Raw genomic sequence first — 14,224 nt, 5'->3', positions numbered from 1 at the left:
TCACCTTACGAAGAATGGACAGCGAGGGGTCTGCCGAAGCGGACATAAGGGGTCTGCCGCCCCTCTAGCCTCGTCCGGGTGGTCGCTCACATTCACCATCTCCGGACACCTGACGTCCCGGTGGCAACTCTGGTCCGGACAGCCGTACCGGCCCCGCCCGCCCCGGTGTTCGTCGACGTCACCGGCCGCCGGCACCGTCGCGTCCGCCGGTGGGGACTCATCCTCGCCAGCGGCTCCCTCGTATACCTCCCACTCGTCGCGACCGCCGTCCTGACCGGCGCCGCCGCGCCGTCCGGTGCGCTGCCGCCGCCCGACCACCGATCCGGTGTGGAGGCAGCCGACCAGCCCGCCCCACCGGTGCCCGGGGAGCTGCCGGCGGACCTCGACGACCTCGGCCCACGCCCGTTCGAGCCGCTCGTCCGCTCCGAACCGGACGGACCGGCTCCGCAGGCACCGGCGGCGGACGGGGGTCCGGCCCCGGCGCCCCCGGCACCGGCACCGCCGCCCACCCCGCCGATCGCCACGCCGTCGCCGACCGGCCCGGAGCCCGCGCCGGTGCCGCCCCCGCCGCCGGTCACCCCGTCACCGGTACCGACCACCCCCGAGCCCGAGCCCGAGCCCACCGGGGGGTGGCTGGTTTGACGGCCCGGGCCGGCCTCGCGGTGCCGCCCGCCCGCCCGGAGCGCCCCGCCCGGTCCGGGCCGCGCGCCGGCTGGCTCGTCTGGGGGACGCTGATCACGGTCGTACTCTGCGTGCTGTTCGTCGAGGCGTACGCGAACTCCGAGTTCGTTCCCGACCACGTGCGGCAGAGCGGCGACCAGAACGGTGTTCCCGCCACCATCCGGGCCGGCGGCCCGGTGGTCGACACCACCGAGGGGCGGACCACGTCGTACCGGATGCCGCCACGCACGATCGCCCTCACCTTCGACGACGGCCCCGATCCGGTGTGGACGCCCCAGGTGCTCGACGTGCTACGCCGGCACCGGGTCGGGGCCACCTTCTTCGTGGTCGGCAGCCAGGTCGCGCGACACCCGGGCCTCACCCGGCGGATCGCGGCCGAAGGTCACGAGCTCGGAGTGCACACCTTCAGCCACCCGGACGCCACCGTGCTGCCCGGCTGGTGGCGGCGCCTGGAATACGCGCAGACCCAGCAGGCCATCATGAGCGCCGCCGGCGTCCGGACCAGCCTGCTGCGCTTCCCGTACTCGTCGACGCCGCGGGCCATCGACAACGAGGCGTGGGCGGCGATCCGGGAGGCGGGCCGGCTCGGCTACCTGACGGCGGTGAACGACACCGACAGCAGGGACTGGGCGAGACCGGGCCTGGACGTCATGGTGCGCGACATGACGCCGCCGGCCGGGCAGGGCGCCGTCGTCCTGCTGCACGACGCCGGCGGCGACCGTTCCCAGACGCTGGCCGCCCTGGACCGGTTCATCCCGATGATGACCGCCCGGGGGTACCGGTTCACCACCGTCACCGACGGCGTGAACCGGGCTCTGGTCACCGACGAGGAGGGAGCCCGACCGGTCGCGGGGAACGTGCCGGTGTCCGGCCTCGAACGCTGGCGCGCCAGCGCCGTCGTCCTGGCCGTCGGCATCGCCGACCTGTTCCTCGAGGTCCTGCGCGTGCTGTTCGTGCTGGTCGGCCTCCTGGTGCTCGCCCGTACGCTGCTGCTGCTCGTCCTCGCCGGCCGGCACGCCCGACGGCGGCGCTCCCGGCGCTGGTCGTGGGGCCCTCCGGTCACCGAACCGGTGTCGATCATCGTGCCGGCCTACAACGAACGGGCCGGCATCGTGGCCACCGTCCGGTCGCTGGCCGGCGGCGACCACCGGGGCACCGAGGTCATCGTCGTGGACGACGGGTCGACCGACGGGACCGCCGACCTGGTGGAAGCGCTGAACCTGCCGAACGTCCGGGTGATCCGCAAAGCCAACGGCGGGAAGCCGAGCGCCCTGAACACCGGGATCGCGCACGCCCGGCACGAGATCGTCGTCATGGTCGACGGGGACACCGTGTTCGAGCGCGACTCGGTCCGCCGGCTGGTCCAGCCGTTCGCGGACCCCTCCGTCGGCGCGGTCGCGGGCAACGTCAAGGTGGCCAACCGCACCGGCCTGCTCGGCCGGTGGCAGCACATCGAGTACGTGATCGGCTTCAACCTGGACCGCCGGCTGTACGAGACCCTCGGCTGCATGCCGACCGTCCCCGGGGCGATCGCGGCCTTCCGCCGCCGCGTACTGCTCGCCGTCGGCGGCGTCAGCGACGACACGCTGGCCGAGGACACCGACCTCACCATGGCCGTCCTGCGGGCCGGCTGGCGGGTCGTGTACGAGGAGCAGGCCCGGGCCTGGACCGAGGCGCCGACCACGCTGCCCCAGTTCTGGCGCCAGCGATACCGCTGGAGCTACGGCACGATGCAGGCGATGTGGAAGCATCGCCGGGCGGTGTTCGACCGCGGCGCTTCCGGTCGCTTCGGCCGCCTCGGGCTGCCGGTGCTCGCCCTGTTCGGGGTGGTGCTGCCCCTGCTCGGGCCGGTGCTGGACCTGATGGCCGTCTACGGCCTGCTCTTCCTCGGCACCACCGAGACGGCGGTGGCGTGGCTGGCGATGCTCGCCGTCCAGGCGCTCACCGCGCTGGTGGCCTTCCGGCTCGACCGGGAACGCCTCGCTCCCCTGCTGGCGCTGCCGTTGCAGCAGTTCGCGTACCGGCAGTTGATGTACCTCGTGCTGGTCCGCTCGATGATCACCGCGCTGACCGGGACCCGGCTGCGGTGGCGGAAGCTGAAGCGGGCCGGGGACCCGGTGGCCGGGCCGGCCGGAGCACCCGTCGCCCCCGGCGGCCGGGACCGGTGGTTCGACCTGCTGCGGGCGGTCGCCCTGGGCCGGGTGGTGATCTATCACATGTTCGGCTTCGCCTGGCTGAGCTGGGCCTTCCCGGCGATGGGCGTCATGTTCGCCCTCGCCGGATCGCTGCTGGCCCGGTCGTACGACCGGTCGCCGACCGGTGCGGTGAACGCCCGCCTCCGCCGGCTCCTGCCGGCGCTGTGGGTGCTGGGGCTGGTGCTCGTGCCGCTCATGATCTGGCAGGGCTGGCCGGACCGGCCGCCCTGGCCCGGGCTGCTGACCTGGGTGCTGCCGCTCGCCGAGCCGGCGGGCAGCGGGTGGGCCGAGGACGTCACCGGGGTGCTGTGGTACCTGGTCACGTTCCTCTGGCTGGTCCTGCTCTCCCCGGTGCTGCTCGGGCTGTACCGCCGGTGGCCGCTGCCGACGGTCCTGCTGCCGCTGGCGGTCCTCGTGATCCTGCAGACCTCGGCACCGGCCCTCGGGCGGGCCGTCGTCGACTCCGTCGCGGTCGACCTGGCCACCTTCGGCGCCTGCTGGATCGTCGGCTTCGCCCACCGCGACGGTCACCTGCGCCGGATCCCGTGGGGCGTCCTGCTCACCCTGGCCGTCCTCTGCGCGGCGATCGGGACGGGCTGGGTCTGGACGCACCCGGAGGCCGGGTTCGACCTGAACGACATCCCGGTCGCCCAGGCGTTCTACTCGCTCGCGTTCGTGCTGGTGCTGCTCCGGGCGGCGCCGCGGATGGCCTGGCTGGCGCGGGTACGCCCGCTGGACGGCCTGGTCACCGCACTGAACAGTCGCGCGCTGACCATCTACCTGTGGCACAACGCCGCGATCGCGGCCTGCTTCGCCGTCGGCGACCTGCTCGACGCCTGGCGGCTCGGGCAGGCCGGCTACCTGGCGGTGGCCCTGCTGCTCCTGTTCGGGGTCGTGCTGCTGCTCGGCTGGGTGGAGGACGTCAGCGCGCAGCGGAAGCCACGCCTCGTACCCTGGCCGGCCCGGGCGAAGCCCCGGCCCGTCGTGGCGCGCCCGGTGCGCGTACCGGAACCGGCGCCGCTGCCTCGCGAGAAGGTGAGGAGGTGAGGAGGGCGGGCGGCGCCCCGCGCGGGGCGCCGCCCGCGGTGCCGGTCAGGGCTGCTTCGGCAGCCGCGGCAACCAGCCGATGAACCGGTCCTGGAGCGAGGTCGCCGCCGGCGCGGGCAGATCCTGGGTGGCGGCGGCCAGGCAGGAGCCGAGGTAGACGGTCAGCATCGCGCGATCGGCCTGGTACTCCCGCAGGAGGAGGCCCCGTTTCGGCTCGCACGGCCACTCGGCACCGCAGGTCCCACAGGTCCAGTCCGGGGTCGACGGAGCATGCTCGTCCGTCCTGGACGTCGAGGATTCCGCAGCACCGGTCATCGCGCTCCCTTTCTGGTCCGTGCCCGGCCGGACACAGTCGACAGTGGATGCCGCCCGCTTCCCCACGCGACGCCCCAACAGCGTCGCAGAACTCTCCGGCGTTACGCCATTGCGGTACGTTGATCGACCATGGCGGCCATGTCGTACCCCTCCGGGAGCTTCCATGCGTGACCTGCTGCCGCCCGCGGTCGCGGTCGCCGTGGCCGGGTCCACCGACTGGGTGGGCCTGCTGCTGCCCGAGGAGCTGGCCGGCCTCGGCGAGCGGGCGGTGGAGAGCCGCCGCCGCGACTTCACCGCCGGCCGGGTCTGCGCGCGACGGGCCATCGCCGCACTCGGCCTACCGCCGGTCGCGGTACCGGCCGCCGCCGACCGCGCACCGGTCTGGCCGCGCGGGGTGGTCGGGGCGATCACCCACACGCGCGGGTACTGCGCCGCCGCCGCGGCGCACGCCGGCGAGATCCGGTCGGTCGGCCTCGACGCCGAGCAGCACAAGACCCTCAACCCGGGGGTACGCCGGGCGATCCTGCTGAACGAGGAGGAGGACCGCCTCGCCCGGCTGCCGGCGGGGGTCTCCTGGCCGGCGGTGGTGTTCAGCGCCAAGGAGACCGTCTACAAGGTGTGGCACCCGCTGGTCGGCACGTGGCTGGACTTCCACGACGCCCAGGTGGAACTGGATCCGGAGGCCGGCACGTTCACGGCCCGGATCGCCGCCGCCCGGGTGGACGCCGCGCCCGTTGCCGGCGCCCCGACCGTCGTCGCGGGCCGGTTCGCCGTCGACCACGGCCTGGTCCGCACCGCGGCGGTGCTGCTCGGTTAGGGCTCGACGGCCACCGTGAGCGGGCCGACGCGGAGGACCCCGTCGTCCAGCGGGGAGCAGCGCACGCCGCCCCGCCCGCGCAGCGCCCGGAACGCCCCCGGGCCGATCGTCACGTCCATCCAGGCGCACGGGTTGGCCGGGCGGTTCGCCCGCAGCCGCACCGGCCCGTCGCCGGAGTCGAGGACCAGCACGGCCCCGACCAGGCCGTCCACCTCGATGCCCGCGGTGAGGATGTTTCGCCGTACCTGGGTCAGGTCGGTGCCGGCGGGCAACGACTCCCGGGCGATCAGCGTGACGCTCGCGTTCCGGTGGGCCGGCTTGCCGAAGTACCGGTCGCCGACGATGCCGAGCCCGGCCCGGATCCGCACCTCGTCGACCAGTTCGCCGGGTGGCGCCGGTGCCGGACCGTCCGCGGGCCGGCCCACGTACCGGTGTACGGGCGAGGCCAGCAACTGGACGATCTCGGGCACATCGTCGATTCTACGAACAACGCCTCGCGTACCGGGGGCGTCCGCGTTTCGTCGCCCCCCCGCTGGGGACGCGTCCTTGCGGGCGGGGAACCGCCGCCGTTCGCCGCGACGACAGGGGAGGCGACATGAGCGTGGAGCGGGCAACCGACAACATCGAGCAGCTCGCCGGCCCGGCCCGGGCCCGGATGGGCGACTTGAACCGGAACGAGCGGTCCGAGGCGGATCGGGTGCGCAAGCACGACGAGATCCACGGCCAGAAGCCCGGAGAGCACATCCAGGAGGACGCCCGGGACACGCCGGACAACTTCACCATCTGATCGCGTCGGGTCCGGAGGGCCGCCTTCGGGCGGCCCTCCGGCCCATCTCCTCGGCGGCGCCCCCGGCTGACCCTGCCCGCCCGGCTCGGTGCCGTCGGGGCGGCGCTGCCGGGCAGCATCCGCGCCCCCGCGGCTGTCGGATCTAGGACGGTGCGTCCGCCCGGGCCGGCCGGCGGCGCAGGCTGGCGTGATGACCCGGCCGATCGGGCGGCTCGCCGCCGCGCTGCTCATCACCGTCCCCCTGCTGGCCGCCGCGCCGGCGGAGGCCACCGGCCGGGCGCAACTCGCCGTCCGCGACATCCACCCGGCGGGCTGGATGTCGAGCGCGGCGTCCGACGTGAACGGTCGCGGCGAGGTGATCATCACGGCGACCAACGTGGTCGACGGCGAGATCCAGCCGCCGCTCGGGTTCGTCTGGCGGGCGGGGCGGCACACGGTGCTGCGGCCCCTGCCCGGCGGCACCGGCACCCTTCCGCGCGACATCAACGAACACGGCGAGGTCGTCGGGTTCTGCCAGTCCGACGCGTACGCGGCGCGCCCGTGCCTGTGGCGGCACGGCCGGCCGTACGACCTCGGCACGCTCGACCATCGCGGAACGGGCACCGCGCTGGCCGTCAACGACCGCGGGGAGGTCGTCGGCGACAACCAGACGTTCATCCGGGGTGGGGAGACGCGGGCCTTCCTCTGGCGGCGTGGTGTGCTCACCGACCTCGGCGGCGTGGGCGACCGCAGCGCCACCGGCATCAACAACCGCGGCCAGGTGATCGGCGTGCACTACACGGACGCCGGGCAGCGGGCCTTCCGCTGGCAGCGCGGCAGGCTCACCGACCTGGGCACCCTGGGCGGCAGCGAGTCGGTGCCGGCCGACATCAACGAGCGCGGGCAGATCGTCGGAACGAGCACCACGGCCGACGGCGCCCAGCACGCGTTCCTCTGGGACCGCGGCCGGATGATCGACCTGGGCACGCCGTCGGGCATGAGCGGCGCCCTGGCGGTCAACGACCGCGGTGAGGTCACCGGGTGGACGGTCTCGCCGGGCGGGGCCCAGCAGGCGTTCCGGTGGCACCGGGGCGTCCGCACCGAGTTCAGCGGTTACGCCGGCGACATCAACGAGGCCGGCTGGATCGGCGGCAGCACCAGCGGCTCCCCGCGACGAGCCCTGCTGTGGCGTGCTGGCCGTACGGTGACCGGCGACCCGGCGGCCGCCGTGCTGGCGCTCAACGACCGGCGGCTGCTGGTCGGCTGGATCAACACGCCGGGCGGCACCCACGCGGCCGCGTGGCGGTGACCGGGTCGGCGTGCGACGCCCCGGCTGGGTAGGGTCGGCACATGCCCCGGTACGCCGTCGGTCTGCCCAACGTGGGGCCCTTCGCCGACGCCCAGACCCTCCTCGACCTGGCCGTCGCCGCCGAGGACGCCGGCTGGGACGGCGTCTTCCTCTGGGATCACGTGCTCTTCCACGAGGCCGACTGGCCCGTGGTCAATCCGGTCGTCGTCGCCTCCGCGATCGCGGCGCGCACCTCGCGCATCCGGCTCGGGGTCCTCGTGACGGCCCTGCCGAGGCGGCGGGTACAGATCGTGGCGCGGGAGACCGCGACCCTCGACGCCCTCTCCGGCGGCCGGCTGGTCTTCGGGGCGGGCATCGGCTCGATGGACCTGGAGTACTCCGCCTTCGCTGAGGATCCCGACCTGCGCGTACGCGGCCGGCGCCTCGACGAGTCGCTGGAGCAGCTCAGCGCGCTCTGGTCGGGCGAGGAGGTGGCGACGCCCTCCGGCGCCCGGGTCCGGATGCTGCCCACCCCGGTGCAGCGGCCCCGCGTACCGGTCTGGTGCGCCGGCCGGTGGCCCAACCGCCCGGGCTTCCGGCGCTCCGCCCGCTGGGACGGGGTGGTGGCGACCTTCACCGACGCGGGGCAGGGCGTGCCGGTGCCGGTCGAGGAGTTCGAGGACGTGGTGCGGTTCGTCGCCGCCGAACGCGGCACCCTGGCGGGGTTCGACATCGCGGTGGAGGGCTGGACCGCGCCGGCGGACGCGGCGGAGGCCATCGCGCCGTACGCCGCCGCCGGGCTGACCTGGTGGATCGAGGCGATGGGCTGGTGGCGCGGCGGAGTCGCCGCCGCTCGGGAACGGATCGTGGCTGGTCCCCCCGCCTGAGCGGCGCGGGCGGCGGTGATTCGGGCAGAACGGACCCAGGCGTACGCGGCGCGCCGTTAGCGTCGGGACATGCCCGCCCGCCCGTTCCGCCGGTCGTGGCCGCCCCGGGTCCTGGAGGCACCGTCCTACCTGCAGGCGTTCGTACTCTCCGGGGTGGTGACGGTGCTGCTCACCCGGGCCTTCCTCCAGGCGACCGGCTACCCGCAGCTCGGCGGCGGCGGCCTCCACATCGCGCACGTGCTCTGGGGCGGCCTGCTGATGACCGCCGGCCTCGCCGCCGCGTTGGTCTTCCTCGGCAGCGCGGCGCGCATCCTCGGCGCGATCCTGGGCGGGACCGGGTTCGGGCTGTTCATCGACGAGGTCGGCAAGTTCGTCACCGCCGGGACCGACTACTTCTACGCTCCGGCCGCCGGCATCATCTACGGCGCCTTCGCCCTGCTGGTCGTCATCAGCCAGGCGATCCGGGGACGGCTCCGGCTCTCCGGGCCGGAGCGGACGGCGAACGCGTTGTACACGGTGGTCGGCGGGCTCGGCGCCGGTCTCACCGATCGCCGCCGCGAGGCGGTGACGCGGCTGGTCCGCGGGTGCGGCCCGGACGTGGAGGAGGCGGTGGCCCGGCTGCTGGACGCCGTGCCCCGACGGGAGCCGCCGGGCACCCGGTTCTGGCAGCCCTGGGTCGACCGGGCCCGCCGGGCGATGGTGTGGGTCACCACCCACCGGTGGGTGGTGTCGCTGGTGGTCCTCTACCTGGTCGGCGAGCCCTTCGTCGTCGTACTCAAGGTCGTGGAGAGCGCGGTCAGCGGCCAGTTGCCGGACCAGCGCGAGTGGGGGGCCGTGCTCGGGGTCGCGCTCTCGGCGCTGATCACCGCGGTGCTCGCCATCCGTGGGGCGCTGCTGCTGCCGACCGACCAGGTGCGGGCCTTCCGGCTGTTCAAGCTCGCGCTCCTGGTGGATCTGCTGTTCGGGCAGATCTTCAGCTTCACGGTCAACCAGTTCGGGGCGCTCGCCGCCCTCGGCGTGGACCTGTTCCTGCTCGCCGTCGTGTCGGCCGAGTACCGCCGGCTCTGCCGGCGGTACCCGGCGTCCGAGACCTGAGCGCCCTGCCGGCGGGCGTGCCGGCCGGAGCCTGGGTCTCCGTCACAGGTGGTTGAACACCGGCGGCAGGACGAGCACCACGATCCAGGCCCACACCGCGTACACCGGGAGGTAACCGGTCTGCCACCGCTCCAGGGCGCCGAACGGCGTCCGCCGGCGGACGAAACCCCACAGCAGCCACGCCGACCAGGCGAGGTTGGCCAGCAGGATGACGTTCTCCCCGAGCGCCGCCGCCTTGTTGGGTGTGCTGCCGTACTCGGTGATGCGCCCGGTGATCTCCACCAGTACCAGCACGTCGATGACGAGCGCGCTGACCACGAGGGCGAGTTGCAGCTTGTCGAACAGGCCGGGCGGCGCCAGCGGGTCGCGGGCCGAGAGCGAGTAGAGCAGCAACCCCAGCACCACGACCAGGAGCAGGTCGAACAGGATCAGCGCCTCCCGCTCGACGTCGATGCCGGAGTCGCTCCAGGCCAGGGCGACCAGGAAGGCCAGCAGCACGGCGGTGAACAGCGGGGTGAACAGCCGGGTGAGCACCGGGGCGATGTTCTCGACGACGCTCTGCTTGGCCTCGACGAGCCAGCCGGCCACCACCACCGCGGCCACGCTCCCGCAGGGACCGACCCACTGCCCGATGAAGTCCCCGGGGAGGAGCCCGATGGCCTCGAAGGTCCCGAACATGAAGGCGATCAGCACGCCACCGCCGAGCCCGATGAGGACGTAGTAGACGAACCACTCGCCGGTGAAGCGGATGAAGTCCATGCGCCGGCGTGCCGAGCGGAGATTGTCGGCCACGTAGGCCAGACCGACCACGAGCCACAGGGCGATCGGGAGGTGGATGCTGGTGACGACCAGCGACTGGGACCCGTCCCGAAGCGGGTAGGCGTTCGCCGCCACGGCGCCGAGTGCGAACAACGCCAGCAGCACGCCGACCAGCGCGGGTCTGGCCCGGCGACGCCAGGCCAGGAAGGCGGCCAGCCAGGGCAGCGCGAACAGGCTGAAGTTGGGCGCGTAGAACGAGCCGTCCTCCTCGAACCTCATCCCGAAGAGTTCCGGAACCTTCACGGAGGCCGCCGCACCCACCGCGCAGAGGATCATCGCGTACAGATCACGCCGTGACCGGGTGTCCGCCGCCGGCCCCGCCGCGTCGCCGCTGAGCACCAGTTGCTTCCACAGCCGTTCCGAGTGCTCCCGGGCGAACTCCCGGGACAGGTCGTCGAGGCTTCCCATGCGTTTGACCGCGACCAGGAACGCCTCGTCGGCGCGTAGGCCGGCGGTCATGAGCTCGTCGACGGAGCCCCGCAGGTGGTCCTCGAGCTCGTCGGCGTCGCTCGGCTGCAGTTCCGGGCGGCGTTGCACGTAGTGGCGCCACTGGGCGAACTGGGCCGCCAGCTCGTCGTTGCCGCTCGGCGCGGTCATGCCGGTCCGCCCAGCGGGATCGCCCGGAACGGCCGGAAGTCACCCGGCTCGATCCAGATCTCCTTGAGCGCGCCCACGACCGTGTCCCACTGGCGCCGTTGCTCGGCGAGCTCGGCCAGGCCCGCGTCGGTGATGCGGTAGTACTTGCGCCGCCGCTCGCCGGCGACCGACTGCCAGCTCGACTTCACGTGCCCGAGGCGCTCGAGCCGGTGCAGCAGGGGGTAGAGCAGCCCCTCCGTCCAGTCCAGCTCGCCGCCGGAAAGCTCGTTGATCCGCCGGAGGATGGCGTAGCCGTAGCTCTCGCCGTCGGCGAGGATGCCCAGCACCATCGGGGTCGCCGAGGCGGCCACGAGATCCTTGGTGACCTTCATCAGACCTCCCGGGCTCATACCCTAGAACTGCAATGCATAGTAGTGCTAGGTATCGCCCGGCGCCAGAGTCCCCCGAAGTCTCTTCACGCTGGAGCAGTACCGCGTCCGCTCGACGGGGTTGCGGGAAGTCACGTCCGTCTCTATAAATACAGTCAGGTCCGTCGACCTTCGGCGGGCTCGACACGGGGGAAACATGAAGAGCAGGTTCTTTCTTGCTGCCATCGTTCTGAGGCGGCCCCGGCGGTGGTCGGCTGGCCGACGCCCGCCCACGCCAGCGATGTCCTGCAGGCCACCGACGCCGACAACGACTCGACGCAGGACCTGGGCACCCTGCTGTTCTCCGTCACCTCGGCGCAGCCGCTCGCCGGCATTCGGGCAGAGCTAGCCACCGGACACCGGCGCCCCGGTCGCCCACACCGGGGACCTCGCCCTCCGGGCGAGGAAGAAGACTCGTCCGGCCGAAGGGCTGGAAAAGCTCCCCGGTCGACACCAGTTGCTGGACTGGCATATCGATGATCGAGCGCTGGAGTTCTGCAACCGACGTGAGCAGAGATTGCGCGCATGGTTGTTTACGACTGCGTGAAGTCGCTTAGCCGGACCGGCGCCAGGCGACTCCTGCGGCCAAAAGGAATGGCACGGCCACCAAGGCGGTGCCGGCAATGTTTCCGGCGCACCCGGGATTGCCGACAACGAAGCTCGTCGCTACGATCATCCCCTATGCGGGAGGCGGAAAACCGCACTCCTCGGGCACCGGCCGAAAGGGTTACTCATGAAGCAAAGACGCAGTGTTCGCGTGATGTTCGCCAGCGCGCTATCCGCATTGTTGAGCATACCGCTGGCGCTCGCGCCGGCGTCACCCGCCCATGCTGCGTCGTGTTACGACGGGGCAGTTACCTGGTATGCAACCGGGAGCAGCAAGAACGCTCTTCTCCCGTCCGCATCGGGAACGTACAAGACGACCAGCCGGTGCAACGACATCAACTTTGATGTCAGGACATACAGTGGCAGCAGTAGCTACAAATCATTCCTGGTGCGAGTCTGTTTTGTCGGCGCCGGCTACTGCAATACCTGGAAGACCTATGACATCAATAAGCATGGCTGGATGGTCATCGCCTCGAATGTTGTAGACAACACGACATTCCGCGTCGAACTGCACTTCCCCGAGGCAACGCACGGGACGAACTTTGGCGGTTTCGTCGCCTTCTGATCGACGCGGGGTGTCCGCCGTCCGTGCTTGAGTCATCGACCCGGCGGCGGGCCGGGGTCCAGGCCTCGAAATTCGTGACAGGGTTTGGATCCCGGCCTGCGGCCGCCAACCGGACGGAGCCGCGAGGCTTGACCCCACCTACGCGACGCTAGGACGGGTAGGACGTGGATCAAGGCACCCGCGACGAGTTGCTCGGCCGCCTGGCTGAGGCGGTCGAGGCCGTCACAGCCGCGCACCCGACCCGGGTTGCCGTCGACGGACCGCCGGCCGCGGGCAAGACCTCCCTCGCCGACGAGCTGGCCGTCGTGCTGCGCAGACAGGGCCGCCACGTCATCCGCGCGACGATCGACGATTTCCTCTTCCCGCGGGCACGGCGCTATCCGCGCGGCGAGTACTCGGCCGAGGGCTGCTACTTCGACGCCCACGACCACGACGCGCTGAACCGGGTCCTGCTCGATCCGCTCGGTCCCGGCGGAGATCGACGCTTCCAACCCGCGGTCTACGACCGCACCGCCGATGCTGCCCTGTCCCCGCCGGTCACGACTGCCCCAGCAGACGCCGTGCTGGTGTTCGACGGCGTCTTCCTCATGCGCCCCGACCTGATTGATCGGTGGGACCTGCGCATCTTCGTGTCGACCGCGCTCGAGACGACCGTGGACCGGGCCGTGATCCGAGAGCGCCGGGTGTCAACCCGAGCCGACGTCGAACGGCGCTGGCGCGAGCGGTACATCCCCGCCCAACAGCTCTACTTCGCTACGGTCCGCCCGACCGAGCACGTCGACTTCATCGTGCACAACGACGAGCCTCAGCAGCCGGTCTGGGAGACCCTGACGCACTGACCCGATCTGGCGTATCGAACGGCTGCTGAAGTGCTGGAGATGGAATCGGTGGCGGCCGGACGTCCGGACCCGTCGCCCGGCGCGACCGGTCGGACCCCGTCGGCCGGCGCGACCGGTCAGGGCTCGGCCAGCCGAACGTATCCGGTCGAGCCCACCGCCTCGATGTCCCAGTGCCGGCCGAACGCCCGCGCCCCACTGATCATGACCCGGCCGATCTTTTCCGGAACCTGCGGGTCGACCACCAGCTTGCCGTTGACCGCATCGAGGCCGAGCATGGAGCGGAGGAAGTTCAGCGGCGCACCCGCCGCCCAGGCCTGCGGGCTGCACGCGGTCGGGTACTGCACCGGCCAGGTCGAGCGCGCCCGTTGATAGCCGGCGATCGCCTCCGGCAGTCGGAAGCTGAACGCCTTCGCCGCCTCCAACAGCGCCAGGGAGACCCGGTTCGCTTCCTCCCGGTAGCCGTAGCGCGCCATGCCGAGCACCGCGATGGAGTTGTCGTGCGGCCACACCGTGCCGAGGTGGTATCCGATCGGGTTGTACGCCACCTCGTCCATCGACAGGGTGCGGATCCCTGACCGAGCGCGTCATCTACGAACTCGGCTACCACGCCACCGGCTGGATCACCACCGGAGACGCCCTGCTCGCCAACACCGCCGCCGCTCAAGCCCGCGCCCGACACCAAGCCGGCCTCGACGCCCTGGCCGACGAGCTGGCAGCCCACCGGACCGCCGCCCGACCCCTGGCCGCTTGACACGTACGTGTCAACACCCGCCCGGCCCGCTGGGTGCATGTTCATTGACAACTCCAAAGCGCACCAATCACGGATGGCCAGCAGCCAGCCTTGGGTCAGGTCAGAGTGCACCGAGAGCCGCAGATCGGGCAGTACCCACGTTTGGCATTCGAAGTCACGTCCGTATCGCACCTCGCGCAGCGCCCGTCCTCCCAGAGGCCCTGGTCGGGTCCAAGGCCGCCACCGTAATAGTCCCGGTCGGGCCAGGCGACCAGCTCAAGGTCGAGACCCGGCTCGTCCTCGTACTGAGTCGCTGTAGCCAGGACCAGCACCGTTCGTATGCCGTGGCTGTCCTGGGTGTAGCGCGGGAGGACGCGCCGCAGGACATCAACGAGTTCGCGGATCGGGAACGCCGCGAGCTGTTCGGCGAGATGGTCCCGGTCTTCGTCTGTGGGCACGCGACCGACCGTACGCGAGAACCGCACTTTCCCTCTCAACCATTCATGGCCCGCGAGCGGGTCGTGCGGCAAGAGGGCCCGCCCAGCCAATGCGCTGGCGAAAGCCGCGCCC

General features: G+C 72.2%; 15 protein-coding genes. 9 read left to right on the top strand and 6 right to left on the bottom strand.

Going from position 1 to position 14,224, the window contains the following annotated elements:
• Positions 1 to 120: 120 nt before the first annotated feature.
• Positions 121 to 642, top strand: a complete 522-nt coding sequence (locus EV376_RS08300) for a hypothetical protein (protein ID WP_130321544.1) — start codon at positions 121 to 123, stop codon at positions 640 to 642.
• Entirely contained in the window at positions 630 to 3,923 is a 3,294-nt protein-coding gene (locus EV376_RS30775) for a glycosyltransferase (RefSeq protein WP_130321543.1), read from the top strand. The genes EV376_RS08300 and EV376_RS30775 overlap by 13 nt, the downstream gene beginning before the upstream one ends.
• 45 nt (positions 3,924 to 3,968) lie before the next feature.
• On the opposite strand, the gene EV376_RS08290 is transcribed toward EV376_RS30775, so the two are convergent.
• Positions 3,969 to 4,238 carry a hypothetical protein gene (locus EV376_RS08290; protein WP_130321542.1) on the bottom strand — a complete coding sequence of 90 codons (270 nt, stop codon included), beginning with the start codon at positions 4,236 to 4,238 and terminating at the stop codon, positions 3,969 to 3,971.
• 163 nt (positions 4,239 to 4,401) lie between these two features.
• On the opposite strand from EV376_RS08290, the gene EV376_RS08285 reads away from it, so the two are divergent.
• Positions 4,402 to 5,055: a 4'-phosphopantetheinyl transferase superfamily protein gene (locus EV376_RS08285; protein WP_130321541.1), complete on the top strand. Its 654-nt coding sequence runs from the start codon at positions 4,402 to 4,404 to the stop codon at positions 5,053 to 5,055.
• Here the strand turns inward: EV376_RS08285 and EV376_RS08280 are convergent.
• Positions 5,052 to 5,525, bottom strand: a complete 474-nt coding sequence (locus EV376_RS08280) for a molybdenum cofactor biosysynthesis protein (RefSeq protein WP_130321540.1) — start codon at positions 5,523 to 5,525, stop codon at positions 5,052 to 5,054. The genes EV376_RS08285 and EV376_RS08280 overlap by 4 nt on opposite strands.
• 125 nt (positions 5,526 to 5,650) lie before the next feature.
• On the opposite strand from EV376_RS08280, the gene EV376_RS08275 reads away from it, so the two are divergent.
• From EV376_RS08275 to EV376_RS08260, 4 genes are all read left to right on the top strand, one after another.
• The gene (locus tag EV376_RS08275; RefSeq protein ID WP_130321539.1) at positions 5,651 to 5,842 is read left to right on the top strand and encodes a general stress protein CsbD; all 192 of its coding nucleotides are present in this window, start codon (positions 5,651 to 5,653) and stop codon (positions 5,840 to 5,842) included.
• A 190-nt stretch (positions 5,843 to 6,032) separates the two neighbouring features.
• Complete coding sequence (locus tag EV376_RS08270; protein WP_130321538.1) at positions 6,033 to 7,130, top strand: hypothetical protein; 1,098 nt, start codon at positions 6,033 to 6,035, stop codon at positions 7,128 to 7,130.
• A 41-nt stretch (positions 7,131 to 7,171) separates the two neighbouring features.
• Positions 7,172 to 7,996, top strand: a complete 825-nt coding sequence (locus tag EV376_RS08265; RefSeq protein WP_130321537.1) for an LLM class flavin-dependent oxidoreductase — start codon at positions 7,172 to 7,174, stop codon at positions 7,994 to 7,996.
• Positions 7,997 to 8,065: 69 nt separating this feature from the next.
• Complete coding sequence (locus EV376_RS08260; RefSeq protein ID WP_130321536.1) at positions 8,066 to 9,091, top strand: hypothetical protein; 1,026 nt, start codon at positions 8,066 to 8,068, stop codon at positions 9,089 to 9,091.
• A 42-nt stretch (positions 9,092 to 9,133) separates the two neighbouring features.
• Here the strand turns inward: EV376_RS08260 and EV376_RS08255 are convergent, their stop codons facing one another.
• Both EV376_RS08255 and EV376_RS08250 read right to left on the bottom strand, forming a co-directional pair.
• On the bottom strand, positions 9,134 to 10,507 hold the full coding sequence (locus EV376_RS08255) for a permease prefix domain 1-containing protein (RefSeq protein ID WP_130321535.1): 1,374 nt from the start codon (positions 10,505 to 10,507) through the stop codon (positions 9,134 to 9,136).
• Positions 10,504 to 10,878, bottom strand: a complete 375-nt coding sequence (locus tag EV376_RS08250) for a helix-turn-helix transcriptional regulator (protein WP_130321534.1) — start codon at positions 10,876 to 10,878, stop codon at positions 10,504 to 10,506. The genes EV376_RS08255 and EV376_RS08250 overlap by 4 nt, the downstream gene beginning before the upstream one ends.
• 769 nt (positions 10,879 to 11,647) lie before the next feature.
• On the opposite strand from EV376_RS08250, the gene EV376_RS08245 reads away from it, so the two are divergent.
• Both EV376_RS08245 and EV376_RS08240 read left to right on the top strand, forming a co-directional pair.
• Positions 11,648 to 12,085, top strand: a complete 438-nt coding sequence (locus tag EV376_RS08245) for a hypothetical protein (RefSeq protein ID WP_130321533.1) — start codon at positions 11,648 to 11,650, stop codon at positions 12,083 to 12,085.
• Positions 12,086 to 12,249: 164 nt separating this feature from the next.
• Positions 12,250 to 12,924 (top strand): nucleoside/nucleotide kinase family protein, encoded by a 675-nt coding sequence (locus tag EV376_RS08240; RefSeq protein WP_130321532.1) that lies wholly within the window; start codon positions 12,250 to 12,252, stop codon positions 12,922 to 12,924.
• Between the two features lie 116 nt (positions 12,925 to 13,040).
• On the opposite strand, the gene EV376_RS08235 is transcribed toward EV376_RS08240, so the two are convergent.
• Positions 13,041 to 13,478 carry a glucosidase family protein gene (locus EV376_RS08235; protein WP_130321531.1) on the bottom strand — a complete coding sequence of 146 codons (438 nt, stop codon included), beginning with the start codon at positions 13,476 to 13,478 and terminating at the stop codon, positions 13,041 to 13,043.
• A gap of 292 nt (positions 13,479 to 13,770) precedes the next feature.
• A complete protein-coding gene (locus EV376_RS08225) occupies positions 13,771 to 14,112 on the bottom strand; it encodes a hypothetical protein (RefSeq protein ID WP_130321530.1) in 342 nt (113 codons plus the stop codon).
• Positions 14,113 to 14,224: the final 112 nt, after the last annotated feature.

It is taken from the genome of Micromonospora sp. CNZ295, from assembly GCF_004217535.1.
The sequence above is the reverse complement of the archived record's forward strand: the minus strand, read 5'-3'. Positions and strand labels throughout refer to the sequence as shown.

What these genes read in the sequence shown, in the direction of transcription:
- EV376_RS08265 (WP_130321537.1), top strand. Translation starts at nt 7,172, where the DNA reads ATGCCCCGGTACGCCGTCGGTCTGCCCAACGTGGGGCCCTTCGCCGAC.
- EV376_RS08270 (WP_130321538.1), top strand. Translation starts at nt 6,033, where the DNA reads ATGACCCGGCCGATCGGGCGGCTCGCCGCCGCGCTGCTCATCACCGTC.
- EV376_RS08260 (WP_130321536.1), top strand. Translation starts at nt 8,066, where the DNA reads ATGCCCGCCCGCCCGTTCCGCCGGTCGTGGCCGCCCCGGGTCCTGGAG.
- EV376_RS08245 (WP_130321533.1), top strand. Translation starts at nt 11,648, where the DNA reads ATGAAGCAAAGACGCAGTGTTCGCGTGATGTTCGCCAGCGCGCTATCC.
- EV376_RS08235 (WP_130321531.1), bottom strand. Translation starts at nt 13,478, where the DNA reads ATGGACGAGGTGGCGTACAACCCGATCGGATACCACCTCGGCACGGTG.
- EV376_RS08275 (WP_130321539.1), top strand. Translation starts at nt 5,651, where the DNA reads ATGAGCGTGGAGCGGGCAACCGACAACATCGAGCAGCTCGCCGGCCCG.
- EV376_RS08290 (WP_130321542.1), bottom strand. Translation starts at nt 4,238, where the DNA reads ATGACCGGTGCTGCGGAATCCTCGACGTCCAGGACGGACGAGCATGCT.
- EV376_RS08285 (WP_130321541.1), top strand. Translation starts at nt 4,402, where the DNA reads ATGCGTGACCTGCTGCCGCCCGCGGTCGCGGTCGCCGTGGCCGGGTCC.
- EV376_RS08255 (WP_130321535.1), bottom strand. Translation starts at nt 10,507, where the DNA reads ATGACCGCGCCGAGCGGCAACGACGAGCTGGCGGCCCAGTTCGCCCAG.
- EV376_RS08250 (WP_130321534.1), bottom strand. Translation starts at nt 10,878, where the DNA reads ATGAAGGTCACCAAGGATCTCGTGGCCGCCTCGGCGACCCCGATGGTG.